Annotated in this window: 24 protein-coding genes and 1 other annotated feature; of the genes, 8 read left to right on the top strand and 16 right to left on the bottom strand. The window is 40.4% G+C overall.

The window, feature by feature from the left end; translation table 11 throughout:
* Positions 1 to 79: 79 nt before the first annotated feature.
* The 5 genes from DH10bf12_RS10640 to DH10bf12_RS10620 all read left to right on the top strand — a co-directional run bounded on the left by DH10bf12_RS10640 (position 80) and on the right by DH10bf12_RS10620 (position 3,045).
* A complete protein-coding gene (locus DH10bf12_RS10640) occupies positions 80 to 646 on the top strand; it encodes a CYTH domain-containing protein (protein ID WP_471735271.1) in 567 nt (188 codons plus the stop codon).
* Between the two features lie 13 nt (positions 647 to 659).
* Positions 660 to 1,295: a lytic transglycosylase domain-containing protein gene (locus tag DH10bf12_RS10635; RefSeq protein ID WP_471735270.1), complete on the top strand. Its 636-nt coding sequence runs from the start codon at positions 660 to 662 to the stop codon at positions 1,293 to 1,295.
* A gap of 112 nt (positions 1,296 to 1,407) precedes the next feature.
* Entirely contained in the window at positions 1,408 to 1,806 is a 399-nt protein-coding gene (locus DH10bf12_RS10630; RefSeq protein WP_471735269.1) for a globin domain-containing protein, read from the top strand.
* Entirely contained in the window at positions 1,803 to 2,663 is an 861-nt protein-coding gene (locus DH10bf12_RS10625) for a ClpXP adapter SpxH family protein (protein WP_471735268.1), read from the top strand. Before DH10bf12_RS10630 ends, DH10bf12_RS10625 begins: the two co-directional genes overlap by 4 nt.
* Before the next feature lie 211 nt (positions 2,664 to 2,874).
* The gene (locus DH10bf12_RS10620; RefSeq protein ID WP_404408713.1) at positions 2,875 to 3,045 is read left to right on the top strand and encodes a hypothetical protein; all 171 of its coding nucleotides are present in this window, start codon (positions 2,875 to 2,877) and stop codon (positions 3,043 to 3,045) included.
* A gap of 92 nt (positions 3,046 to 3,137) precedes the next feature.
* On the opposite strand, the gene pepF is transcribed toward DH10bf12_RS10620, so the two are convergent.
* From pepF to DH10bf12_RS10590, 6 genes are all read right to left on the bottom strand, one after another.
* Positions 3,138 to 4,961 carry an oligoendopeptidase F gene (pepF, locus tag DH10bf12_RS10615; protein WP_471735267.1) on the bottom strand — a complete coding sequence of 608 codons (1,824 nt, stop codon included), beginning with the start codon at positions 4,959 to 4,961 and terminating at the stop codon, positions 3,138 to 3,140.
* Between the two features lie 67 nt (positions 4,962 to 5,028).
* Positions 5,029 to 6,228 (bottom strand): competence protein CoiA, encoded by a 1,200-nt coding sequence (locus DH10bf12_RS10610; RefSeq protein ID WP_471735266.1) that lies wholly within the window; start codon positions 6,226 to 6,228, stop codon positions 5,029 to 5,031.
* 71 nt (positions 6,229 to 6,299) lie between these two features.
* Positions 6,300 to 6,956: an adaptor protein MecA gene (mecA, locus tag DH10bf12_RS10605; RefSeq protein ID WP_471735265.1), complete on the bottom strand. Its 657-nt coding sequence runs from the start codon at positions 6,954 to 6,956 to the stop codon at positions 6,300 to 6,302.
* A 393-nt stretch (positions 6,957 to 7,349) separates the two neighbouring features.
* Positions 7,350 to 7,745, bottom strand: a complete 396-nt coding sequence (gene spxA, locus DH10bf12_RS10600; RefSeq protein WP_039808451.1) for a transcriptional regulator SpxA — start codon at positions 7,743 to 7,745, stop codon at positions 7,350 to 7,352.
* A gap of 272 nt (positions 7,746 to 8,017) precedes the next feature.
* On the bottom strand, positions 8,018 to 8,590 hold the full coding sequence (locus DH10bf12_RS10595; protein ID WP_471735264.1) for a GNAT family N-acetyltransferase: 573 nt from the start codon (positions 8,588 to 8,590) through the stop codon (positions 8,018 to 8,020).
* Positions 8,591 to 8,767: 177 nt separating this feature from the next.
* Positions 8,768 to 9,955 carry a putative glycoside hydrolase gene (locus tag DH10bf12_RS10590; protein ID WP_471738223.1) on the bottom strand — a complete coding sequence of 396 codons (1,188 nt, stop codon included), beginning with the start codon at positions 9,953 to 9,955 and terminating at the stop codon, positions 8,768 to 8,770.
* Between the two features lie 201 nt (positions 9,956 to 10,156).
* Positions 10,157 to 10,358 (top strand) — a binding site (T-box leader).
* 63 nt (positions 10,359 to 10,421) lie between these two features.
* On the opposite strand from DH10bf12_RS10590, the gene trpS reads away from it, so the two are divergent.
* Positions 10,422 to 11,417 (top strand): tryptophan--tRNA ligase, encoded by a 996-nt coding sequence (gene trpS, locus DH10bf12_RS10585; protein ID WP_471735263.1) that lies wholly within the window; start codon positions 10,422 to 10,424, stop codon positions 11,415 to 11,417.
* Positions 11,418 to 11,419: 2 nt separating this feature from the next.
* On the opposite strand, the gene DH10bf12_RS10580 is transcribed toward trpS, so the two are convergent.
* From DH10bf12_RS10580 to DH10bf12_RS10540, 9 genes are all read right to left on the bottom strand, one after another.
* Complete coding sequence (locus DH10bf12_RS10580; protein ID WP_471738222.1) at positions 11,420 to 11,623, bottom strand: YuzI family membrane protein; 204 nt, start codon at positions 11,621 to 11,623, stop codon at positions 11,420 to 11,422.
* 101 nt (positions 11,624 to 11,724) lie between these two features.
* Positions 11,725 to 12,630 carry an oligopeptide ABC transporter permease gene (gene opp4C, locus DH10bf12_RS10575; RefSeq protein ID WP_404408699.1) on the bottom strand — a complete coding sequence of 302 codons (906 nt, stop codon included), beginning with the start codon at positions 12,628 to 12,630 and terminating at the stop codon, positions 11,725 to 11,727.
* An 18-nt stretch (positions 12,631 to 12,648) separates the two neighbouring features.
* Complete coding sequence (opp4B, locus tag DH10bf12_RS10570; RefSeq protein WP_404408698.1) at positions 12,649 to 13,614, bottom strand: oligopeptide ABC transporter permease; 966 nt, start codon at positions 13,612 to 13,614, stop codon at positions 12,649 to 12,651.
* 34 nt (positions 13,615 to 13,648) lie between these two features.
* Positions 13,649 to 15,388, bottom strand: a complete 1,740-nt coding sequence (gene opp4A / locus DH10bf12_RS10565; protein ID WP_471735262.1) for an oligopeptide ABC transporter substrate-binding protein — start codon at positions 15,386 to 15,388, stop codon at positions 13,649 to 13,651.
* A 28-nt stretch (positions 15,389 to 15,416) separates the two neighbouring features.
* Entirely contained in the window at positions 15,417 to 16,424 is a 1,008-nt protein-coding gene (locus DH10bf12_RS10560; protein WP_471738221.1) for an ABC transporter ATP-binding protein, read from the bottom strand.
* Between the two features lie 2 nt (positions 16,425 to 16,426).
* Positions 16,427 to 17,455, bottom strand: a complete 1,029-nt coding sequence (locus DH10bf12_RS10555) for an ABC transporter ATP-binding protein (protein WP_471735261.1) — start codon at positions 17,453 to 17,455, stop codon at positions 16,427 to 16,429.
* Positions 17,456 to 17,794: 339 nt separating this feature from the next.
* Positions 17,795 to 19,030 carry a beta-ketoacyl-ACP synthase II gene (gene fabF, locus DH10bf12_RS10550; protein WP_471735260.1) on the bottom strand — a complete coding sequence of 412 codons (1,236 nt, stop codon included), beginning with the start codon at positions 19,028 to 19,030 and terminating at the stop codon, positions 17,795 to 17,797.
* A gap of 39 nt (positions 19,031 to 19,069) precedes the next feature.
* The gene (locus tag DH10bf12_RS10545) at positions 19,070 to 20,005 is read right to left on the bottom strand and encodes a beta-ketoacyl-ACP synthase III (RefSeq protein WP_471735259.1); all 936 of its coding nucleotides are present in this window, start codon (positions 20,003 to 20,005) and stop codon (positions 19,070 to 19,072) included.
* Between the two features lie 210 nt (positions 20,006 to 20,215).
* Positions 20,216 to 20,398: a ComZ family protein gene (locus DH10bf12_RS10540; RefSeq protein WP_471735258.1), complete on the bottom strand. Its 183-nt coding sequence runs from the start codon at positions 20,396 to 20,398 to the stop codon at positions 20,216 to 20,218.
* Between the two features lie 140 nt (positions 20,399 to 20,538).
* Between DH10bf12_RS10540 and DH10bf12_RS10535 the strand changes: the two genes are divergently transcribed.
* Positions 20,539 to 20,724 (top strand): YjzD family protein, encoded by a 186-nt coding sequence (locus DH10bf12_RS10535; RefSeq protein ID WP_404408684.1) that lies wholly within the window; start codon positions 20,539 to 20,541, stop codon positions 20,722 to 20,724.
* Positions 20,725 to 20,929: 205 nt separating this feature from the next.
* On the opposite strand, the gene clpB is transcribed toward DH10bf12_RS10535, so the two are convergent.
* Complete coding sequence (gene clpB, locus DH10bf12_RS10530; protein ID WP_471735257.1) at positions 20,930 to 23,506, bottom strand: ATP-dependent chaperone ClpB; 2,577 nt, start codon at positions 23,504 to 23,506, stop codon at positions 20,930 to 20,932.
* A 141-nt stretch (positions 23,507 to 23,647) separates the two neighbouring features.
* Here clpB and DH10bf12_RS10525 point away from each other — a divergent pair, with 141 nt between their 5' ends.
* Positions 23,648 to 24,478 (top strand): undecaprenyl-diphosphate phosphatase, encoded by an 831-nt coding sequence (locus DH10bf12_RS10525; protein WP_471735256.1) that lies wholly within the window; start codon positions 23,648 to 23,650, stop codon positions 24,476 to 24,478.
* Positions 24,479 to 24,616: the final 138 nt, after the last annotated feature.

The following is a 24,616-nucleotide window of genomic DNA, read 5'->3' as shown; positions in this document are numbered from 1 at the left end:
CCTGCCGCTTTCACCTTCCCATTGAAGTTTCACTGGAAACACTCCATAATATGAGTATTAACGAAAAGGGGCGTTTACTGTGCAGGAGCTTGAAATAGAATTTAAAAATCTGCTTACCAGAAATGAATACATAAAGCTTTACCAGGATTTTGACATGGAGAAGCCGGTTCACCAGGTCAATCATTATTTTGATACCCCACTTTTCCATTTAAAAGATGCTCAGTCCGCACTGAGAATACGTGAAAAATCAGGAAAGCTCACGCTCACGCTGAAACAGCCGGTAGAGGAAGGTCTGCTTGAAACTCACCAGTCAATTTCAAGCCTTGATACCGAGGATATGCTCTCAGGAGGTGGCCTGATCGGGGGAGAAATCGCTGAACTGCTGAAGCTGATGAATATATCACCTCAGGACATTGTACATTTCGGATCACTTGAGACAAGCCGGACGGAAATAGAATACAAAGGCGGTTTACTCGTGCTTGATCACAGCACTTACCTTGGGCATGAAGATTATGAACTTGAATACGAAGTGCCTTCTTATGACGAAGGAAAAGAAAACTTCCTGGCATTACTAACGTCCTACAAAATTCCGTTAAGAGAAACCGATAATAAAATTAAACGGTTTTATAAAGCACGTTTTAAATAAAAGGAGGAACAGCATGAATATTGACTCGATCAATCAGCTGATGCAAATGCAGGCGATGCGAACACTTGGATCAGAGAACCCTGAGACAAGCACCCAAAACTTTTTCCAACTGATGCAGCAGAGTATGAACGTTAATACAAATCAGCTCGGATCTGTAGCAAGTCTGGTGGAACAGCATAAATTGCAAAATGTCATGCCGCTTCAGTCACCCATGGTTCAATCACCTATTCAATCTCCTATTGAAACTACAGCTCAGGCCGTTTCATCACAGTCAAAGCCGCTCGACCAGATCATTAAAACCGCTGCCGAGAAGTATCAGGTGCCAGAAAAACTTGTAAGGTCAGTTATTCAGCATGAATCCAACTTTAACCCTGATGCTGTCAGCCATGCAGGTGCTTCCGGATTAATGCAGTTGATGCCGGGCACTGCAAAATGGCTTGGCGTTAAAAACATTTTTGATCCTGTAGAGAACGTAAACGGCGGAGTTAAATATCTGCGAGATATGCTAAACAAATATAACCAGGATCCAAAGCTCGCACTTGCTGCATACAATGCAGGTCCAGGGAATGTAGATAAATATAACGGGATTCCGCCTTTTAAGGAAACAACCAATTATGTGAGAAAAGTAATGGATACTTATTTATCTTAAAACGCCTGTTATCAGGCGTTTTTAATTTGTCCTCAAGCGAACTATTTGAGAAAAGAATGGGCGGTTGCTACAATAGTTATACATTCGAACTAGGGCGTAAAGGGGTTTTTTCATGACTGAACAGAGTAGAACACCATACGAATATATTGGTGAAGCTAAACTAACTGAACTCATTAACGCTTTTTATACCAGAGTTAGCAATCATCCAGAACTTAAATCTATCTTTCCTGATGACCTTACTGAAACTGCAAGAAAACAGAAGCAGTTTTTGACACAGTATCTCGGAGGTCCACAGCTTTACACTGAAGAGCACGGTCATCCAATGCTAAGAGCCAGACACCTCCCTCACGTGATCACACCATCCAGCGCTAATGCATGGTTAAGCTGTATGAACGCTGCCATGGATGAAACCGGTCTGGAGGGCGAGTTTAGAGACGCACTGTATTACCGTCTTGCGATGACAGCAAAGCACATGGTCAACACGCCTGAGCATGAAGGTGATCAATGGTGAGTGCAAAAAAATGGACAGACGCAAGCTGGTATAATCAGGATCAAAAGCCTTTGGAAATTTATTTATTTATAGATCCACTCAGTTCAGATTGTTGGGCGCTTGAACCAAAAATTAAAAAACTTTTACTGGAATATGAACCATATTTAAGAATCAAGCATATTCTCAGCAGCAGTCTGGATACACTGAATTGCCAGACCGAAAAACAGCGCAAAGAAATCGCGAAATCCTGGAATGAAACAGCTAAAAAATCCGGAATGCCCTGTAATGGTAACCAGTGGTTGAAAAACCCTGTAGAATCACCTTTTCTTGCATCAGTTGCTGTAAAAGCTGCGGAAATGCAGGGAAAAAAAGCAGGCAGTAGATTTTTAAGGTCCATCCAGGAACAACTGTTTGTTGAGCAAAAAAACATTTCAGATTATGACGTACTACTAAAGTGTGCAGAGCAGTCAAGACTCGACCTGGATGAATTCACTCATGATATACACTCAGCGACTGCATCAAGAGCATTTCAATGTGATGTTAAAATTGCGAGTGAAATGGAGGTCCACAGCACACCCACTTTAGTATTTTTTAATGAAAATATCGAAGATGAAGGCATTAAAGTAGACGGTTTATACCCTTACGAAATTTATTCTCAGGTTGTTGAACAGATGCTTGAAGATAAGCCTGTTAAAAAGGATTTACCGTCTGTTGAAGAATTTTTAATGAGATTTAAAATTGCTGCGACTGTTGAAGTAGCTGAAGTTTATGATATGTCGATGAAAGAAGCTGAAAAAAAACTGAAGAAACTGATGTTTACGAATAAGGTTGAAAAAATCGAAGCCGTAAACGGTACTTTCTGGCGTTATATCTTTTAATTATTCATAGCGAAAAGGCCCTCACAAATGTGAGGGCCTTTTCTTACGAACAAAGGGGATGGGAGAAATTTTTCACGGTCAAACAAAGGGGTATATGTTTGTATGTGATCAATTTCACACCATCATCTTATCATGTATTTACAAGTGTGACAAGTCAATCGGTTTTAAATTTGCAGGATGTTCATATATTTATTAGCAGGAGGCGCCTGTTATGAAGTTATTCAGATACATTCTGCTGATTGTTCTTATTCCTTCAGCTTTCATTTATCACCTGTTTGCATTGCTGGAGATCTATTCTGTTACCCTCTCATCGCTATTTTTATTCTCTGCTATCACATTGTTTTTATGGACGTTTTACCAGCCGAGAAGGTTTAAGAGGTAGTAATTATAAGATGAAAAAAAGCCTGAGACTAAGGTGTCTCAGGCTTCGGTATGCGTTGCTCAATACATTTTGAAGCTGATCACTTAAATTAATTAATTCAAACGATCTAACAGTGCTTCCATTTCGTTCAGCTTTTCTTCAAACACCTTGCAAGCTTCTTCGATCGGCTGTGCTGTTGTCATATCGACTCCGGCTTTTTTAAGTACTTCGATCGGATAATCAGAGCTTCCTGCTTTTAAGAATTCATTAATATATTTCTCTACAGCAGGCTCCCCTTCATCCAGAATCTTTTTGCTAAGCGCAGTTGCAGCACTGTATCCAGTTGCGTACTGATATACATAATAATTGTAGTAGAAGTGTGGAATTCTTGCCCATTCAAGACCGATTTCTTCATCTACAATCAGTTCGTCCCCGAAGTATTTCTTATTCAGCTCATAATATTCCTTTGTGAGCGTTTCTGCAGTCAGTGCTTCCCCTTCCTGGGCCATCTGATGAATTTTATGCTCAAATTCAGCAAACATTGTCTGTCTGAAGACAGTTCCTCTGAAACCTTCCAGGAAATGATTTAAGATGTATAATCGCTTCTTTTCATCTTCAATTGTCGCAAGCAGGTGGTCATTTAATAATGCTTCATTACAAGTAGACGCCACCTCTGCTACAAAAATTGAGTATCCACTATCATGATATGGCTGATTTGATCTTGAATAATAGCTGTGAACGCTGTGACCAAACTCGTGAGCCAGTGTAAACAGGTTATTCACGTTATCCTGCCAGTTCATTAAGATATAAGGGTTAGTACCGAATGCACCTGAAGAATAAGCGCCACTTCGTTTCCCTTTGTTCTCTTCTACATCCACCCATCTGCTTGAAAGACCTTCTTTCACTACATCCAGGTATTCATCACCAAGTGGCTTCAACCCATCAGTCATTAGCTGCTTCGCCTCATCATAAGGCACTTTCATCGCAGCATCCTTTACAAGCGGCGTATAAAGGTCATAAATATGAAGCTCATCAAGGCCAAGCACCTTTTTACGCAGTTTCACGTAACGGTGAAGCAGGTGAAGGTTTTTATTGATTGTACCAGTTAGATTTTCGTATACATCTTCAGGAATGCTGTTGTTTGAAAGAGCAGCATGTCTTGCCGAACGATACTTTCTGATTCTAGCATTGAAGTTATCTTTTTTCACCTGTCCACCAAGTGTTGAAGCAAACGTATTGCGGAATTTTCCATACGTCTCATATACTGCTTTAAATGCATCACGTCTGACACGCTGATCTCCACTCTCAAGGAAGTTAATGAATCTGCCGTGTGTGACCTCTACCTCTTCCCCGTTTTCATCTTTAATTGTCGGGAAAGTCAGATCCGCATTATTTAATGTACCAAATGTATTAGCGGATCCATTTAATACTTCTGATGCTTCTGCCATCAACCCTTCCATTTCAGCAGTCAGAACGTGAGGGCGTTGGGCATTCAATACTTCTATTGAATGTCTGTACGTTTCAAGCTCAGACTTTTCCTGAAGAAACTGGTGAATTTTCTCTTCTTCAATCGATAAGATCTCAGGAAGCATGAATGCAAATGCACTGCTCACCTGGGAAACGAGATTTTTTGCGCGGTCATCCATCCCCTGATACGTTGAATTGCCTGTATCCTGATCATGACGCATATGTGAATATGTATAAAGTCTTTCAAGACGCTCCATCACCGCATCCTGAAACTTAAGCGCTTCATAGAATGAATCCGCACTGTTTCCAAGAGTTCCCTGGATGTTTTCAGCTTTTTTAGACTCCTCGAGCACTTCTTTATACTCTTTATGCCACTCTTCATCTGTTGCAAAGATGGCTTCAAGATTCCAGGTCAATTCTTCAGGTACTTCGTTTCTTTCTTTTAATTTTTTAACAGCTTGACTAGACATATTGGTCCCCCTATCATTTCATTACTCGAACTTTCTTTATTTTCTCTCTTTTTAAATCAAGTTGCAACTATCTTCTATTATATTCCTGTATGATGACATTTTTCATTTGATGATGGAAGTCATCCAGGTATTGTGGTCTATTTTGAGCATTGATCTGCTGACAATCCATTGCTTTATTTAACAGATATCCTGAGCTATCTTGTAAAATCACTTTACATTTTAATAAGACATTCACGAGCTCTTCAACAGCCTCATCAATAATATTTTCAGGTAACGGCTCTAATATGGATCTGACATGCAGAACTCTTCTATGAATGAGTTGATTCAGTTCACTTATTAAATGCTGTTCATTAAACACTTTCTCTCTTCTCATTTTTACATAAAGGTGTATCTGCCATTCCATTGGTGAACACGAAAAGATCATATTGCTTTTTAACAGAAGGCCAATCCACGGCGGTGCTTCAAACAGTGAGAGATTTGTCTCATACAGTTTTCTCATCAAAGGGTCTCTAACACTTCTGCGGTATTTCAATAACTGCATGAGCCACTTTTCATTCATTTTCAAATGTGCTTTGTAAAGGTTGTCAGTCATATGAAGTTGTTTAATTGGAAACGAGGGGAAATTGATTGTGTTTTGTGGTATAACGTTGTAACTGGTATAAAAGAGTGTTTTACTCATAGGGGTTAAATGGTTATAGATTGTGAAGGATTGTGAAACAGGAGAATAAGTCAGAAGATAGTATTGACCGGCAGTGGGTGAGTACCTAATGAATTGCTGGTGAAAAGAACTAAGCTTCACCATAGAGGCTTTCTGTATGAACTCTGAGGGTAGTATCCAAAATGGGATGATTCCAATTGTCCGGTAATCATTAGACCTTAACTGCAGTATTTCTGAAGAAATTGGGGAGCACTGAACCTCAATCGCAAATTCAGTTTCTGAGCATTGCACACTAATATCACTTCTTCTATTGATTTCGGGATAGGTTTTCTCAAGCTCAGTTATTAAAGATTGCCGGGAAAACCAGCGATTTAAAGCCGTTTTCGCATGAAGGTGAAAAACAGATTCATTTTCTGAGAATCCACTGCAGGCTGCTTTTGGCTTATGTGAAAAATGTGGTATAACTTTTTCGCCGGATTTTACAATAACTGAAGATTTACAAGACGGGCATATAAGTGGTTGAGTTCGAAGGTGAGTAATTAAAGGGCTGTTATGTCGTGCGAGGTATAGTGAAATAGGTTTACCGAGTGGGGTATGTGCTATTAGCATAAGCTCTCTCCTTTTTTAGCGATGAAAAAACTGTACTGTACGTTTTTAAAACGTACAGTACAGTATAAACCTTAGTTGAAATATTCAACAAGCTGTTTGAATACCTGATCCTTCATAATCACTTTTCCATACTCTTCAAGGCGATGAACGGTAACATTGGATTCTTTACCATACTCATACAAAAGACTTGAGATATTTTCAAAGTCATCTTCTTCAAACTGATTTTCAGGAAATTCAATATACATAAAATAGTGATTTTCATAAGAGAATAATTTTGTGATTAAGCGGTCTTCAGTTTCAAATCTTTTTGACAGCGCAATAACATCCTCGAAATCCTGAAAACGCATGACAAGCTTCATTTCCATTTCTTCCTGCTGCTCATCTTCCATATCAAAATGCTGATCAAGATAATCCTCAATCTGATTGGAAAGACCGGCGCCGTTTTTATCATCCTGCATCGGCAATTCAAATTTCTGTCCGTCCTTTGTTACTTGTGCTTTCGTCACAAGAATTTCAAGACCTTTTTCAAGTGCCTGTACCTGGATCCAAAGCGGACCTTCTACAGTGAAATCTTCTTCCTGATGAACCTCATCCATCATTTCCCAGAAGAGCTCTTCGCTTTTATCACGGTTATACCAGATTTCTTCTCTGTCAAATCCTCTGTCTTCTATATCTCCATAAGAAATATAAAATTTTACAGTATGATCATTAATGCGTTCAATTTCCATCTTTCAACTCTCCCTTCCTATGTGTTGGATGAAGGGAATCTCCCCCCTAGTCATAGGTAATACAATCGGACTCAAAGAATAGGGTGATCTTTCTACTCTTATATTGTATGATAATTCTGCCATAAAGGGAAATTATATGGCGTCTAATTATTATAAGGATTGTCACTTGAGTGTAGACTATTCCGTCAATTATTTCAAGCAGTGAAGCTTATAGAAGTTTAAACTGCAAACCAGTAATATCGTGGCTGAATAACTGGCCGAAACGATCACTCTTAACTGTGGAATTGTCTGACAAGCTGCTATATAGTGCTTAGATAAAGCGCGCAATTATACAAAAAGACTTGTCCTATTGCAGAAATGGGACAAGTCTTTGTTATTAGCTATTACTGAAAATTAATTTACCATTTTTTGCGCTTCAAGAAGCTGGAATGTACGTACTTTTCTAGGCAGGAATCTGCGGATTTCATCTTCATTATATCCAACCTGAAGACGCTTCTCATCCATAATTATCGGACGTCTGAGTAATCCCGGATTTTCCTGGATCAGTTCGAATAGATCCTGCAGTGGCAGAGATTCTAAGTCGACGTTAAGCTTTTGAAAGATTTTAGATCTTGTAGAGATGATCTCATCAGTTCCATCTTCAGTCATTCGAAGCACTTCTTTGATTTCCTCAATACTTAGCGGTTCAGAGAAGATATTTCTTTCTGTATATGGAATCTCATGTTCTTCCAACCAGGCTTTAGCTTTCCTGCATGATGTACAGCTAGGTGAAGTGAACAACGTTACCATGAACCATTCACACTCCCTCGAATTTAAAAATTTTTCATTCAATATCTTACACGATCAATTCCTAGATTAAAATCGTTTTAAAAAGATATCTTGAATTCATTATACACAAATAAGTAAGTTTTGAATAGACTCTTAACGAAATTGTCATATATATGTGATGATAACTTATATATTTCAACCTTAAGATAGTTATTCCCGTATATCAATAAATTAAACATCTGTTAAGCAATTTGTTCTACCCATTCTCAATTAAAATATTTTAATTGAAAATATCAGATCTCTTTCAGCACGTCTTCTGCATTTTCACGGTCTTTTTTCAGCACCTGATCAACCGGTTCGTACTCATCGCCGTAGAAAGTTTTATCTTTATATGTGTGGATATCTTCGTACGTTTTCTTCATTGCTTCATAGATGACTGCTTCACTCTCGTCACCAGGAGCCCAATACAAAATCTCCATTGTATTTATTTCATTGGTAGCAAGTGATCTACGGTTATATCCTATTGATGTAGCATGCTGGAATCCTGCGCGTTTATAAAAGCGGAGGCGCTTTTCCGTATCTGTATCATCATAATCAACCGGTTCCACTTCAAGAATAATCGGTTTCTTTTTATCCTTTAACTGTTGAATCAGTTTACCGCCAAGACCTTCCCCTCTTGCTGCACCTGAAACAAATAAATAATCAATAAAGATAAAGTCTTTTGTTTCTACGTACATAAGCACGTGTTTTTCACTTTCATCTTTATGATAAATATCACTTCTTTCTTTTAAAAGCGTTTCCATATGTTCGCGTGATTTCATTTCCTCTACCGGAAAATAATCTTTCAGTTTTTCATACCAATGCATAGTAGTTCCCCTTTCAGATCGTGAAGATTTGAGTTGAGTATAGTGAGGTTATAATATGAGGGATTGATAACTTCTATACTCTTCCCTGTTTTTGAATTTTTAAACCACTGTCCTTAAATACATGTAAAAAACCGGCACAAAATAAGCGTGCCGGCTTCTAAGGTGTATCTCATGAGGTTATGGCAAGTAGTCTACTCCACCAGTATATGTGTTACCTGCATTCCATAAAAGGAACTCGTTAATTCCGTTGTCATAAAGTGCATCAATTTGATCTTTAACTTCTTTTGGTCCGTATACCAGATAATTACCCGTACCAAGGTATGATGCAGTGAAGTCCTGAATCCATGGTCTAGATACTGGAGGGTTCTCAAGTTCAGCAAGCTTGGCATTTTCAACTTTTGCGTACTCTGAAATCAGGTTGTAAGGCTCTAGGTCCGGCTTATCAATACCGAAGTAAGATGTCCAGTGACTTGGATAAATCATTGATGAAATGACATCAACATGCTCAGAAATACGGTTAAAGTTCTGACCGATACCAGGTGCTTCAGGTAACGTTGCAGAGTATCCGAAGATATCTACGGAAACATCTACATCATAAGGCTCAAGCTGATCTGAAGCATATTCTACAAAATCAGTTACAGCATCGACTCTTTCATTTGTATCGTCACTGCCATCATCCACGTAATCACCAGTGCCATATTCTAATACATCATCACGGGTTTCAAAGCCTTCAGGAAATCTGACATAATCAAATTGAATTTCCTTGAATCCCATTTTTGCTGCTTCAATTGCAATGTCTACATTGTAATCCCATACTTCCTTCATAAACGGGTTAACAAAAGATTCTCCCCGTCCATTCGCCCATACCTGGCCATTTTCCTGGAATGAAAGGTCAGGTCTTTTTTCAGCTAACACTGAATCTTTAAATACCACGACACGTGCAATCGGATACACTTCATGTTCTTCCAACGTCTCAAGCATTTCACGCATATCTTTTATGTACGGCTGACCGATATCTGTAAAAGCCGAATCTTCTTCAGGCGTATATGTTAAATAACCGTGATCTTCTTTCACGTCGATGACCATTGCATTTAAGTCTGTATTATCCATTAAATCCAGTAACGTTTCGAATCTTTCTCCACCGGCAGAATGTCCAGTCACATAAATTCCTCTGACTGCATCCGGATATTCGAAAGATAACCCTGAGTCATAAACGAATCTTGGCATCGATTCCGGAAAAACTTTTTGCATTTCAATAAATTCTCTGATTTGATGTTCTTCGTGTTGTGTTTCTGCGTTTGCGTCAGTGCTGAAAACCGTAAAAGCTAAAAGTGCAGCGCTTGCAGAAGTTGCGATGTATTTCAATGACACGTATACCTCTCCTACTAACTCATTTTTATGTACCTTATAATTCTAACAAGTAATAATCGTAAAAGAAACGTCATATTGAATTATTTTGTTAATAATTTCTGAAATGACATATTTTTTTCTAATTTTCCTGAGAAACTGAAAAATCATTGATTCCTTTTTATAAACTGGCTTATAATAATAAAAGGATCTTTTATATTACAGGCAATGATAGAGAGTAGTAGCTGATGAATTAAATTCAAGAGAGTCTGCGGTCGGTGTAAGCAGATATTTAACTTCAGTGAATGGACTTTTGAGCTCTAATCGTGAAAAGCGATTAGCGTACCGCTCTGCGTTATGAGCTTAAAGTGGCAGTTTTCAACTGCAATAAGGGTGGCACCGCGGAAAATCCGTCCCTTCCTATTAACATCGATTAATAGGAAGGGACGGATTTTTTGTGTGTCTAATTAAAGGAGGAATTTTTATGAAAACGATTTTTTCTGGCATTCAGCCGAGTGGAACCATCACACTTGGTAATTATATTGGTGCAATGAGGCAGTTCGTTGATCTCCAGGATGACTATAACTGTTACTTCTGTGTGGTGGACCAGCATGCAATTACAATGCCTCAGGACCGTCTCGAGTTAAGAAAGAATATTAAGAGTCTTGCTGCAATGTATATTGCTGTAGGCCTCGATCCTGAGAAGGTTACACTGTTCATTCAATCTGAAGTGCCTGCTCATGCTCAGGCGGGTTGGATGTTACAATGCGTTTCATATATAGGTGAGCTTGAGAGAATGACACAGTTCAAGGACAAATCATCAGGTAAAGATGGTGTCTCAGCCGGGCTACTGACATATCCCCCGTTGATGGCAGCAGATATTCTGCTATATAAAACTGATCTTGTACCGGTTGGAGAGGATCAAAAGCAGCATCTTGAATTGACAAGAGATCTGGCTGAAAGATTTAACAGAAAGTATAATGACATATTCACCATTCCTGAGGTAAGAATCCCCAAGACAGGTGCAAGAATTATGTCTCTTCAGGATCCTCTGAAGAAAATGAGTAAGTCTGATGCGAATAAAAAAGGATTTATCTCCATGCTGGATGAACCCACTCAGATTATTAAAAAGATCAAGAGTGCAGTAACTGACTCTGAGGGCATTGTAAAATATAACAAAGAAGAAAAGCCTGGTGTTTCAAACCTGATCTCTATTTATTCAATTTTGACTGGTAAAACAATTGCAGAGATTGAAGAAGCTTATGAAGGAAAAGGCTACGGTGACTTTAAAGCTGAACTGGCTGAAGTTGTTGTAGCACATATTAAGCCGATTCAGGATCGTTACTATGAGCTGATGGACTCTGAGGAACTGGATGAAATACTTGATCATGGTGCTGAGAAGGCAAACTTTACAGCAGGTAAAATGGTCAAAAAAATGGAAACGGCTATGGGTCTTGGCAGAAAGCGTAAGAATAAATAAAACTAAATCCGGCGATTGCCGGATTTTTTTATTGTCGAAAAATGGATCAGCAATGCCCCGGCAGGAATACCATATGTCTCTGAATGGCTGAAAAGATACTTTATGTACTCCAATGTGGAATTACCTGAAGGAATTAGATTCAGTAAGATGACACTATGTAAAAATCCCGAGCTGATTAATATAAAGCCGGCAATATAAATTAACACTCTAATCACAATCAGCACCCCATTTTTATCCTATGCAACTGAGTGAAAAAACATTTCCCAGGAAATGAAAAGGCACCTCTTATAAAAAGAGGTGCCTTTTTTTAGCGGATAGATTTAGGATTAAATGCATCCTTAAGACCTTCACCAATAAAGTTGATTGACAGGATTGTTACTGTCAGGATGATGGCAGGTGGCATCCAGATCCATGGCTTATTTGCAAGAACATCAGATTCCTGAGAAGCAGAGAGCATATTACCCCAGCTCGGAATTGTCGCCGGTACACCAAAACCTAGATAGCTTAGGCCTGACTCAGCAACGATCAGTGTAGCAAATAAAATCGTAGACTGGACTATAATTGTAGATAAAACGTTTGGTAACAGGTGTTTAATGATTACTTTTGATGGCTTACATCCGATTGATACAGCAGCGAGAATATATTCGTTTTCCTTCTCGGCAAGAATTTTACTTCTTACGATACGGGCCACGCCTCCCCAGCTGAGTATACTGATTACGACGATCAGAATTGTTAGACCATCTACATATTCACGGAAGATTGCACCAAGTACGATAACGAATACTAGGAATGGGAAGTTAAGAACGAAATCAGTGAAACGCATAAGAGCTGAATCAACAATTCCGCCATAAAAACCTGCAATTGAACCAACAATTGTACCAAATAATACAACTAACAGTGTACATGACATGCCAACGATCAGTGATACTCGTCCGCCATACAATAGACGTGTAAATACGTCACGTCCTGATTTATCAGTACCAAGCCAGTGATCTCTACTTGGCTCTAGTGTCATTTGCATAATATTAACCTGTGAAATATCAGCTGTTGTGATAAATGGTGCTAAAAACGATACGATAATTACTGTCAGCAGGAAAAAGCTGCTTGTCATAGCAAGTTTGTTCCTTAAAAACTTACGTCTGGCGATTGCCCAAGGAGACATATTAATGGTTTTTTCCTGTGACTTATTTGAATCTGCGGTTACATTGACCATTGAATAATTCCTCCTTTATCAGTCCAGACGGATTCTTGGATCAACAACACCATACAAAATATCAGCGATCAGATTCCCAATTAAAGTCAGAGCTGAAAGCATCATTGTAATAATCATCAGTGTCGGATAATCACGGTTGGTTACTGAGTTCAGGAAAAGCTGACCAATACCCGGGTAAGTGAAAATTGTTTCCGTAATGATTGCACCACTGATGAGTGTTGCAATATCAAAGCCAAGAAATGTAATAAGTGGGATAATTGAGTTACGCATGATATGAACATTATAGATCTTTGATGTAGGTGTTCCTTTTGCACGTGCTGTACGTACAAAATCTTTTCTGCTGTTTTCAATAATGTCATTTCGTAAAAACTGCGTATAACTTGCAGTTGCTAATGCTCCCAAAACAATAGCCGGCATAATCACGTGATGAAGTCGGCTTAACCAGTAATCAAATGTACCGGGCTGCAAGGTTGGATCTACTGAGCCTGAATAAGGGATCCAGCCAAGGTTAAAGGAGAAGAAATAAATAGCAAATACCGCGGCGATAAATGACGGTATGGCAAGACCAAGATAATTGATACCACCGATTAAATTATCACCAAACGTATATGGTTTTCTTCCTGCATATATCCCCATTGCAAAGGCTAAAATATACGTAATTACAAGTGATGTAACACCTAAGAATATCGTGTTAGGAAGTCTTTCTGCTACTAAGTCGGCTACAGGTACTTTATATCGTGTTGATTTTCCAAAATCACCTTCAAAAAATCCGCCAACCCATCTGAAATACTGTACCGGAATCGGATCATTATAACCGAGTCTTTCGCGCATCTCTTCTATGTACTGTGGGTCTGTGTTATTCGGATCAATCTCCCCGCTTAGCGAATCTCCTGGCATTGCTTTCGCCAGGAGAAACACTACGAAGGAGATAAGGAGAAGCATTGGAATCATGCCGAGAATACGGCGAATTGTATACTTTAACATAGATACTCTCCTTATCTAGCTTTACTGCAAATTATTATTGAGCGATAGACCATTCGTGCGGGCTGTTCTGACCAGATACGTCATATTCTACACCCTGTACGCGGTCGCTAAGAGCAACGATTTCCTGAAGCTCAGCGATGAAGATCATTGGTACATCTTCAGCTACCATTTGCTGCCATTGAACATAAAGGTCTTTACGAGCTTCCTGATCGTCACCTACGATGTCAAGGTTTAGAGCGTCAGCAAGAAGCTGATCAGACTCTTCGTTCTTGTAACGTGGGTAGTTCCAAATCTGATCAGATCCCCAAAGTGCTGTTGGATCCGGGTCAGTTCCAGTTCCCCAGCCGCCGAAGAATGTTTCAATAGAATCAGCATCTTTTTCAATGTCATCGTAGTAAAGGTTTACTTCAGACATTTCCAGCTCAGTCTTGATACCTACTGCTTCCCAGAATTGAACGATTGCCTGAGCACGCGTTTCAAAAGTCGGGTTACCAGTATCATAGTGAGAGAACTTAGCAATAAACTCTTCTCCGTTTGGATCTTCAACAAATCCGTCGCCATTTGTATCTTCGTATCCAGCTTCAGCAAGAAGTTCTTTTGCTTTTTCTGGATCATAATCGTATGTTGCAAGTTCTGATGGATCAGCAGCGATCCAGTGATTCGTTGGAACCGGACCATTTACAGGCTGACCATAGCCGAAGAAGAACGCTTCTACCCAAGCCTCACGGTCAATTGCGTGTGCCATAGCCTTACGCAGGTTCACATCAGCATACTTATCTTTGTCTTCAACAATTTCGTTTGTTTCAGTATTGAATGTTCCAAGCTTAAATCCAACATAGTAATAAGAAAGACCTGGATAAGTTACAACTTCAACATTATCAAGTTCTTCAACTTCAGCAGCGTTTACCGGCTGTAGTGACATCATATCGATATCGCCATTTCCAAGTGCTCCAACTGTAGTTGTGTTATCAATAACCTGAACGTTGATTCCGTCAAGCATTGGTTCACCTTTCCAGTAGTCTTCAAACTTCGTCATGATTACAGCTTCACCAGGAGTGATGCTGTCAACTTTGAATGGTCCAAGACCAACTGGCTTAGTACGTACCTGCTCAGAAGCTGACATTTCAGCTACAGGGATACCTTCAAATTGCGCACGGCTCATTGGGTAAGCCCAAACGTTAACAAGGTTGTTAACACGTGCTTCGTCAAAAGTCACTTCAATTGTGTAGTCATCAATTACGTTTAGACCAGAAATGCTGTCTGCTTCGCCTTCGCGGAATGCAGGAGCACCTTCGATTGTCTGAACGTTAGCATAACGAGGACCGTCATAATCAGGATCAGCAATTGTTTCTAGTGCGAATACCCAGTCATTTACTGTAAGTTCTACACCGTCATGCCACATAACACCCTGCTCGAAAGTGAATGTGTATGTTTTGTTATCTTCAGTTTCCCAGCTTGCAATGTTAGGCTGTGGTGCAAGGTTCTCATCATATTCGATTAGGCCTTCATCGAATAGTGCAAGAATATCAGCATCAGTTACGATACCGTAGAATGCCCAGTTGAAAAGACCTTCCGGTGGAGAGTCTACTCCATATGTAAGAGTTCCCCCAGGTTGTGCTTCGCCTGCTGCTTCTTCGCCTTCAGTGCCTTCTTCTGATGATTCGTTGTCTGTGTCTGCCGGTTCGCTTGAACCATCATCTGAACTACATGCTGCTAGAAACGCAGATAGTACTAGAAGAAGAGTAAGCATCAGCAATAGTGACTTCTTTTTCATTTTGTTCCCCCCAAATTGGTTTAATTTCTTAGTAAAGAATACACGCTACTTGATGACCAGGTTTCACCTCCTTTAAAGTAGGCTTGATCTCAGCACACTCCGCTTTAGCCATAGGACAGCGCGTATGGAACGGGCAGCCTGATGGCGGATTTGCAGGTGATGGTACATCACCCTGTAAAACAATTCTTTCTTTTCGTTTTTTAGGATCCGCTTCCGGAATTGCTGAAATCAGCGCCTGGGTATATGGATGAAGCGGCTCAGCATACAAGCTCTTGTTATCTGCCACTTCCACCATATTGCCAAGATACATAACCCCGATTCTGTCACTCATATGTTTAACAACACTCAGGTCATGGGCAATAAATAAGTAGGTAAGGTCAAATTCATCCTGAAGTTCTTTCAGCAGGTTTAAAACCTGTGACTGAACAGATACATCAAGTGCTGATACCGGCTCATCGGCTACAATCAGCTTAGGCTTCAGTGCCAGCGCTCTTGCAATTCCGATACGCTGTCTCTGACCACCTGAGAATTCATGTGCATATTTGTCATATGCTTCAGGAGGCAGCCCAACACGCCCAAGCAACTCAATGACTTCAGATTTCAGTTCTTTTTTACTGACTTTGCGGTAGTTCCGGATCGGTTCTGATACAATGTCGCCCACGCTTTGTGTAGGGTTCAGTGATGCATAAGGATCCTGGAAAACCATCTGGAAATCCTGTCTCGCTTTTCTGAGCGTATTACCTTTAATTTTTGTGATATCTTTTCCGTCAAAAATAATTTTTCCGGCAGTAGGCGTTAATAATCTCAGTATTGTCCGTCCAGTTGTAGACTTACCACAGCCTGACTCTCCAACAAGGCCCATTGTTTCGCCTTTATTGATCTGAATATTAATATCATCCACCGCTTTTACATTACCAATCGTTCTTTTCAGAAATCCACCTTTGATTGGATAATAGGTTTTAAGGTTCTGGATATCGAGCAGTACCTCTTTTTTAGTTTTAGGCGGCTGAGCGGTTGTTTCGCGCGTTTCTGTCATGTTCATCTGTCACCCACCCTTTCAGGCTGTTTACTGTTTTCATATAAGAGACAAGCAACTTCATGATCCGGTGCATCTTCAGCAAGCAGTGGTGTGATCGTTGAACACTCCGGCATTGCTTTAGGACATCTGTTAGCGAACCTGCAACCTACTTGAGGCATTTTCTGAATGGATGGGACAAGACCTTCGATTGTTGCGAGCGTCTCTACATCCTCATCCATCTTCGGTATCGCATTCATGAGTAACTGTGTATATGGATGCTTAGGATTTTCAAACAGTTCGATTACATCAGTTCTTTCTACAATCTTACCTGCGTACATAACAATGACCTCGTCACAGATTTCCGAGACGACGCCCAGGTCATGCGTAATCATGATAATGGCCATGTCGTTTACTTCCTGAATATCTTTCAGCAGCTCGAGGATCTGAGCCTGTACCGTTACATCAAGTGCTGTTGTAGGCTCATCTGCAATGAGCAGCTTTGGCTGACAGGCAATTGCCATTGCAATCATGACACGCTGTCTCATACCACCTGATAGCTGGTGAGGATATTCTTCAACGATACTCTCAGGTCGAGGAATTCCAACACTTTTCAATAGCGCAACACTTTTCTTTCGCGCTTCTTTCTTATCAATCTTTTCGTGATTGAGAAGCACTTCTTCTATTTGATATCCGATTGTAAACACCGGATTAAGAGCAGTCATCGGTTCCTGGAAAATCATTGAAATATCTTTCCCGCGGATTTTATTCATTTCGCGTTCTGATAAGTTCTCCAGATTTCTGCCTTCGAATTTGATTTCTCCTCCTCGGATCTTTCCAATTCCCTGAGGAAGAAGCTGCATAACTGACAGTGACATTACACTTTTACCGCAGCCGGATTCTCCGACTATTCCGACAATTTTTCTTCTGTCGACTTTCAAGGAAACTTTTTCAACAGCGTTATAATAATTCTTGCCAATTTTGAACCCTGTCTGAAGTTCCTTGATCTCTAAAAGTGGTGTCTCATTCTGTCCTGCCGTTTTTCTAACCATTTGAACACCTCTAATATTTCTTATTTTCAATCAATTTATATTATTTGTATAAAATACTATTACAGATAGATTACAATTTCAACTTGTTTTTTCTAATTCTTTGTAATTACCCCCCCTCACCATCCTAGAACCGTTGATTTTAAAGGGTTTTGTCGAAATAAAAAAATTTAAAAATATTTTCACACTCGAATGATAGGTGTAATATTTACAATACTTTATTATTCAACATACTTTAATAGGTAAAATGAATTATATTACAATAGGATGCATGAATATTCATTCATATTCATATAAAAAAGCAGGGCTGCATGCCGCAAACCCTGCCTTGGTATTTTGAATTTATTTATATGATTTAAAAACAATTGTAGCATTATGTCCGCCAAATCCCAGGGAATTACTGACCGCAGCCTGAATTTCCTGTTTGCGTGCCTCATTAGGTATATAGTCCAGATCGCAATCCGGGTCAGGTTCTTCCAGGTTAATTGTTGGTGGAAGAATACTGTTCTTAAGTGCAAGAACGGTGAATATTGCTTCTACACCACCTGCTGCCCCAAGTAAATGACCTGTCATGGATTTTGTCGAGCTTACTGCTAGCTTGTATGCATGATCTCCGAATACTTCCTTAATCGCCATTGTTTCGTACTTATCGTTATAAGGTGTACTTGTACCGTGTGCATTAATGTATCCGACCTCTTCAGGCTTAATCCCTGCATCCTCAAGAGATTGCCTCATTGCACGGACGCCGCCTTCTCCACCCGGAGCAGGCGCTGTAATGTGATATGCATCTCCTGTAGAGCCATAGCCGGTAATCTCAGCGTAGATCTTAGCGCCTCTCGCAAGTGCATGCTCAAGCTCTTCAAGTACAAGAATCCCTGCACCTTCACCCATGACAAAACCATCACGGTTTTTATCAAACGGACGGCTTGCCTTTGTCACATCATCATTAAGTGTAAGAGCAGTGTTTGCGACAAATCCTGCCATCGCCATCTGGGAGATTGGTGCTTCTGATCCTCCTGAGACCATCGCATCAGCATCGCCTCTCTGGATGACTTTAAAAGCATCTCCAATCGAATTGGTACCGCTGGCACATGCCGTTACCGTACATGAGTTCATTCCTTTAGCCCCGAGGTCAATTGACACCTGTCCTGCTGCCATATCAGGAATCATCATAGGAACGAAAAATGGGCTGACACGTTTATAGCCTCGCTTCTGGAATGTTTCAAACTGTTTCTCAAACGTTTCCATCCCTCCGATACCACTGCCGATCCAAACGCCAATTCGCTCTGCATTTGATGCAATATCGAGTGAAGAGTCCTTAACGGCTTCACGAGCTGCAACAATTGCATATTGAGTAAAACGGTCCATTTTACGTGCTTCTTTTCTTTCTATATGATCTTCAATATTAAAATCTTTCAATTCAGCAACTGCTTTTGCAGGAAAATCTTCCTGATTGAGTCTTGTTAATTCACCAATCCCTGATTTTCCATCAATAATATTCTGCCAGGTTGTCTCAACATCGTTTCCTAATGGTGAAACCATCCCAAGACCTGTTACTACGACGCGTCTTTTAGTCATTATTGTCATCTCCTGTTTAGTTAAGATCTGTTCGTTCGATTATTTTCCCCAGCGCATTGCGATAGCACCCCATGTCAGACCGCCACCGAATCCGACCATTACGAGCAGGTCTCCATCTTTAATTCTGCCTGCTTCAAGATCCTCAATTAATGAAATCGGAATAGAAGCTGCCGAGGTATTCCCATATTTATTTACAGTCATAGACATCTTTTCAATCGGTAATTCAAGCCTTTGTCTGGATGCTTCCATAATTCTGATGTTTGCCTGGTGCGGGATCAGGTAATCAACATCTTCTTTCGTTAATCCTGCTTTCTCAAGAACGTTGATGCTGGATTCACCCATTTGACGCACAGCAAACTTAAATACTTCACGGCCATTCATATGAATTCCATCTTCTGCCTGATAAAGATGGTTTCCGCCTGAACCATCAGAACCAAGTTCAAATGACAGGATACCCTTTGATTCGTCAACAGGGCCCAATACCATTGCACCTGCTCCATCTCCGAATAAAACAGCTGTGTTCCGGTCATTCCAATTTGTAATTTTGCTCAGCTTTTCCACACCAACTACAAGGACCTGCTGATAACCTGCATTCTCAATAAACTGCTTTGCAGTAACCATTCCATACATAAATCCTGCACACGCTGCTGATAAATCCAATGCTGCAGCTTTTGTTGCGCCAAGTCTTTCCTGCAAAATCGTTGCCACTGAAGGAAACGGTCTGTCAGGTGTGACCGTCGCAACAAGAATCATATCCAGGTCTTCAGCTTTGGTTCCAGCGTTTTCAATTGCTTTTAATGCAGCCTCATAGGCCATATCTGATGTATTCACATCATCACCGGCTATCCGGCGTTCTTCTATCCCTGTCCGGGTGCGGATCCATTCATCTGACGTGTCCATCTGTTTTTCCAAGTCTAGATTTGTTACGACTTTTTCAGGTAAGTAACGTCCTACTCCTAAAGCACCTGCACGCATATATCTTCCTTCTTTCTGATTTTTTATCAATAGATATGATCATATATTATGAGTTGGTACTAATAATATATGATAATGATTTTGTTTTCAACTGATGGATAGATTGCTCTGTAATAAAAAAAGCTAAGACATGATCGTCTTAGCTTCGAACACGATCGGCTCGCTGCGCAAATCGTGAGTGTGACTGATATTCAACGTGTTCACTATTCCCTACTTCTTAGCATCTGCTTTCCCAAGTTCGTAAGCGTCATTCATTGCTTTTGCGAAGATTGTCATGAATGGCTGGAGTGATTCTACTGAAACTTCGATGCCAGCTTCATCCATTTTTGCTTTTGCTTCCGGTAGATATTTCATTGCGATCTGCATAAATTCCATTGTTTTATCGTCTGCCATTTGTATCTCTCCTCTTTATTGCTTTTATTCCTTTATAATCATAACTGAATTTCGTTATGAATTCATTGATTCGACATTTCTTTTCTAAAAAACTGTGCTAAAATGAAAGCGATGTATTTTTTCGAAATGAGGTGAATCCTTTGGCATATTTCTTCACATTATTCTGGACTTTCCTATTAACGCACATGATGGCTTATGTTGTCAGCTCTATGAACGGCGTTCCTTACGAGTTTATGACTGCTAATATTATCGCTGTGATCGTAACGGTACTGTTATTTGTACTAGGTACAATCATTCCAAAGCCTCAGCCTGCTGAGCATCACTAAAAAATCATGATCCCCGGATACAGGGATCATGATTTTTTATTTGTATAGACTGGCTGAACATTTCTGCTTCAGGGGGATGCTTTCCATGGCCGGGCGTTGAGCCCGCAGGCTTCGCCATGCTTGGTCTCACCTGTCCCTTCCTGCCGAGCCGCCCCCTTACGTTCCAATTATCAGCTGTGCATATACAAATATATTATTTTGTAGGCTATTTTTTCACAATTCTATACTGCTCATCTTCCCGCTCGATCAGTATGTGACTGTGTGACTGGATATTTCCTTTTAGCAGCTCTTTTGCAAGAAGGGTTTCTACTTCTTTCTGGATATAGCGCTTCAGCGGTCTTGCGCCGAAGGATGGGTTGTAGGCTGCTTTAGCAATATAGCTGACTGTTTCATCTGACAAATCTAGTGTTATATGCTGTTCAGATAACCGCTCCTGAAGTTCTTCGATCAGCTTATAGACTATTCCCCTCATATGATTTTCTGTCAGCGGATTAAATAAAACGATATCGTCCATTCTATTTAACAGTTCCGGCCTGAAGTGACGATGCAGATCTCCCATAACAAGCTCTCTCGCTTTTTCAATATCACCGGATTGTTCTAGGAGATGACTTGAACCGATATTAGAAGTCATAATAATGATCGTATTTTTAAAGTCTACTGTCCGTCCTTTAGAATCAGTAATTCTTCCTTCATCAAGCATTTGAAGCAAAATGTTGAATACTTCAGGGTGCGCTTTTTCTATTTCATCAAGAAGGATCACTGAGTATGGCTTTCTTCTGACTGCTTCTGTCAGCTGACCTCCCTCTTCATACCCGATATAACCAGGAGGCGCTCCAATTAATCTAGAGACAGCGTGTTTTTCCATGTACTCAGACATATCAATTCTGACCATCTGATCCTCGCTATCAAACAGTGTGAAGGCAAGTGATTTTGCAAGCTCTGTTTTACCGACTCCTGTTGGTCCGAGGAAGATAAATGAACCGATTGGACGATCAGGGTCTTTAATGCCTGCCCGTGCTCTCAGAACCGCTTCACTTACAGCAATAACGGCTTCCTGCTGACCAATCACTCTTTCCTGCAGCGTATCTTCAAGTCTTAACAGTTTTTGACGCTCTTCTTCTATTAATCTGTTGACCGGAATCCCCGTCCATCTTGCTACAATTGATGCAATCTCTTCTTCAGAAACTTCTTCTCTTAACAGACGGTTTTCATCGCGTGATTGTTCGTTTTCAAGTTCCAGTGCTGTAATTTCCTTTTGAAGCTTTGGAATATGACCGTGCTTCAGCTCTGCAGCTTTAGAAAGATCATAGTTATTCTCAGCATCTTCAAGCTCTCTTCTCAACTTATCAAGCTCTTCTTTTTTTTCCTGAATCACGACTAATGAGTGCTTTTCACTTTCCCATTTCGCTTTCATGACCTCTGCCTGCTCTCTCAGTTCAACAAGCTCAAGCCTTAGTTTATTCAGCCTTTCAATACTTGCAGGGTCTTTTTCCTTTGCAAGTGCCTGCTCTTCAATTTCAAGCTGCATGACTCTTCGGAATGCTTCATCTAATTCCTGTGGCATCGAGTCAATTTCAGTTCTGATCATCGCGCAGGCTTCATCGATTAAGTCAATCGCTTTATCAGGTAGAAAGCGATCTGTAATATAGCGCTCAGAAAGCTTAGCTGCTGCTACGATCGCACTGTCGTGAATTCTTACACCGTGATGGAGCTCGAAACGCTCTTTCAGCCCGCGCAGGATCGATACTGTATCATCCTCGTCAGGTTCCTGCACCATCACCTGCTGAAATCTGCGTTCAAGAGCAGGATCTTTTTCAATATACTGTCTGTGTTCGTTCAAAGTAGTCGCACCGATGCAGTGTATTTCTCCTCTGGCAAGCATCGGCTTCAGCATATTCCCTGCATCCATGGCACCTTCTGTTTTCCCGGCACCTACAATGGTGTGTAATTCATCAATAAAGAGGATGATCTGACCATCACTGTTTTTCACTTCAGCAAGAACGGCTTTCAGTCTTTCCTCAAATTCACCTCTGAACTTTGCGCCGGCGACAAGCGCGCTCATATCGAGCTCAAAGACAATTTTATCTTTCAGCCCTTCAGGTACATCTTTTCTGACTATCCGCTGTGCAAGCCCTTCAACAATGGCCGTTTTACCAACCCCCGGCTCGCCGATCAGTACAGGATTGTTTTTTGTTTTTCTGGATAAAATCCTGATGACGTGTCTGATTTCAGCATCACGTCCAATCACCGGGTCCATCTTTCCTTTTTTTACTTCTTCCACTAAATCACGTCCGTACTTAGACAGCGCTTCATATGCGACTTCAGGATTTTGAGATGTCACTCTTCTTCCCCCTCTGATTTCATCAATAACCTGCTTTAAAACATCAGGTCCTTCACTATGTTTTAATATATATTTGACTGTGTCCAGATGAGACAGTTTCATTAAACCGAGCATCAGGTGCTCTAATGATAAAAACTCATCTGTATATTCCTTCATGACTGATTCTGAATGTTTCAGCCACACGCCTACATCTCCTGCAAAAACAGGATCATAACTTTCTGAATGCACGACAGGCAATGAAGACAGCTTCTCTGAGATATAGCTTTTAATGTCAGCAGTATTCATGTGAATCCCGGACAGTAGCCTCAATGTAAAATCATTGTTCAGCATCGAGGCAAAAACGTGTTCTACATCAATAGAAGAATGCTTATTATTTACTGCAAGCTCTTTTCCTTCAGCAAAAGCATCCTGCACACTGTATGTCATTTGATCCAGTTTCATCAGATCACTCCTTTGACCTTCTTTGACCTTTTGTCATATTTTATCATTCTCTTCATCAAATTGTAAAGAACCAGCACTTTACATCTCATCTTTTCGGTGGTTAAATTAAGAACATGTGATGCTAAAATAATGGAGGATTTTATGGATATCGAACAGTTATGGTTATTATTAAAATTTACTTTTCTCGGATTGTTTCAGGGGTTTACTGAACCGATTCCGATCTCATCCAGCGGGCACCTTCAGCTGGCACAATATTTTCTTGGTATAGAAATTGAAGGTAACAATTTCACTTTTGAATTAATGGTGAACTCAGCCTCTCTTATCGCTGTTTTACTGGTTTTCAGAGAAGACATTATCCGACTGATTACAAGAGGTCTTGGTTACATAAAAACGAGAAAGCCTGAAGATAAAACAGAATTTAATTTCATTTTGTACCTGATTATCGGTACAATTCCAGCCGGTGTGATCGGTGTGCTGTTTGATGATGACATTTCACGTCTATCCGGACCTCAGACGGTTGCGATTACTTTAATGATTACCGGTATCGCACTATTTCTGATTAGAAATCTGCGTGGTAAACGCGGTGAGAGTGGTATGTCTATAAAAGATGCACTGATCATTGGTGGCGCTCAGGCGGTTGCCCTGATTCCGGGTATCAGCCGGAGCGGCGCAACAATTGTAGCGGCAATGGCAAGAGGGATTCATCAGGAAACGGCACTGCGGTATTCATTTCTGCTATTTGTACCTGTCAGTCTTGGCGGAATGGTACTGAGCTTCTCAGATTTCCTTCAGGATGATAACCTGGCGGATCTGTGGCTCCCATACCTGCTGGCATTTATCGCATCACTTATTGCTTCATACTTCTCGCTTAAGTGGTTTATGAATATTATGGCGAAGGGTAACCTGATTTATTTTGCGATTTACTGTTTAACTGTAGGTCCAATTGTTCTACTTGTACTGTGGATTTCGTAAAGTAATGGTTTCCTTATATACGTTTCAGACGGGAAATTGATTCATTTAATTGGTGAGAGGTTTGGCCGTGTTGACGGCTGAGCCTCTTTTTTTCGGGCAATACATCGCAGCGACACAGGCATTTCAACTGCAGTCAAT

Source organism: Jeotgalibacillus sp. 10bf12 (assembly GCF_055597105.1).
Note: the sequence above shows the minus strand (reverse complement) of the source record. Positions and strands in the feature narration are given on the sequence as shown.

Bases quoted from the DNA above. Each gene is read 5' to 3' on its own strand.
- trpS (WP_471735263.1), top strand. From the start codon at position 10,422: ATGAAAACGATTTTTTCTGGCATTCAGCCGAGTGGAACCATCACACTT.
- DH10bf12_RS10555 (WP_471735261.1), bottom strand. From the start codon at position 17,455: ATGGTTAGAAAAACGGCAGGACAGAATGAGACACCACTTTTAGAGATC.
- opp4A (WP_471735262.1), bottom strand. From the start codon at position 15,388: ATGAAAAAGAAGTCACTATTGCTGATGCTTACTCTTCTTCTAGTACTA.
- DH10bf12_RS10540 (WP_471735258.1), bottom strand. From the start codon at position 20,398: ATGGCAGACGATAAAACAATGGAATTTATGCAGATCGCAATGAAATAT.
- opp4B (WP_404408698.1), bottom strand. From the start codon at position 13,614: ATGTTAAAGTATACAATTCGCCGTATTCTCGGCATGATTCCAATGCTT.
- fabF (WP_471735260.1), bottom strand. From the start codon at position 19,030: ATGACTAAAAGACGCGTCGTAGTAACAGGTCTTGGGATGGTTTCACCA.
- DH10bf12_RS10595 (WP_471735264.1), bottom strand. From the start codon at position 8,590: ATGCATTGGTATGAAAAACTGAAAGATTATTTTCCGGTAGAGGAAATG.
- spxA (WP_039808451.1), bottom strand. From the start codon at position 7,745: ATGGTAACGTTGTTCACTTCACCTAGCTGTACATCATGCAGGAAAGCT.
- DH10bf12_RS10560 (WP_471738221.1), bottom strand. From the start codon at position 16,424: ATGACAGAAACGCGCGAAACAACCGCTCAGCCGCCTAAAACTAAAAAA.
- DH10bf12_RS10610 (WP_471735266.1), bottom strand. From the start codon at position 6,228: ATGCTAATAGCACATACCCCACTCGGTAAACCTATTTCACTATACCTC.
- DH10bf12_RS10545 (WP_471735259.1), bottom strand. From the start codon at position 20,005: ATGCGTGCAGGTGCTTTAGGAGTAGGACGTTACTTACCTGAAAAAGTC.
- DH10bf12_RS10620 (WP_404408713.1), top strand. From the start codon at position 2,875: ATGAAGTTATTCAGATACATTCTGCTGATTGTTCTTATTCCTTCAGCT.
- mecA (WP_471735265.1), bottom strand. From the start codon at position 6,956: ATGGAAATTGAACGCATTAATGATCATACTGTAAAATTTTATATTTCT.
- DH10bf12_RS10630 (WP_471735269.1), top strand. From the start codon at position 1,408: ATGACTGAACAGAGTAGAACACCATACGAATATATTGGTGAAGCTAAA.
- DH10bf12_RS10525 (WP_471735256.1), top strand. From the start codon at position 23,648: ATGGATATCGAACAGTTATGGTTATTATTAAAATTTACTTTTCTCGGA.
- opp4C (WP_404408699.1), bottom strand. From the start codon at position 12,630: ATGGTCAATGTAACCGCAGATTCAAATAAGTCACAGGAAAAAACCATT.
- DH10bf12_RS10635 (WP_471735270.1), top strand. From the start codon at position 660: ATGAATATTGACTCGATCAATCAGCTGATGCAAATGCAGGCGATGCGA.
- pepF (WP_471735267.1), bottom strand. From the start codon at position 4,961: ATGTCTAGTCAAGCTGTTAAAAAATTAAAAGAAAGAAACGAAGTACCT.
- clpB (WP_471735257.1), bottom strand. From the start codon at position 23,506: ATGAAACTGGATCAAATGACATACAGTGTGCAGGATGCTTTTGCTGAA.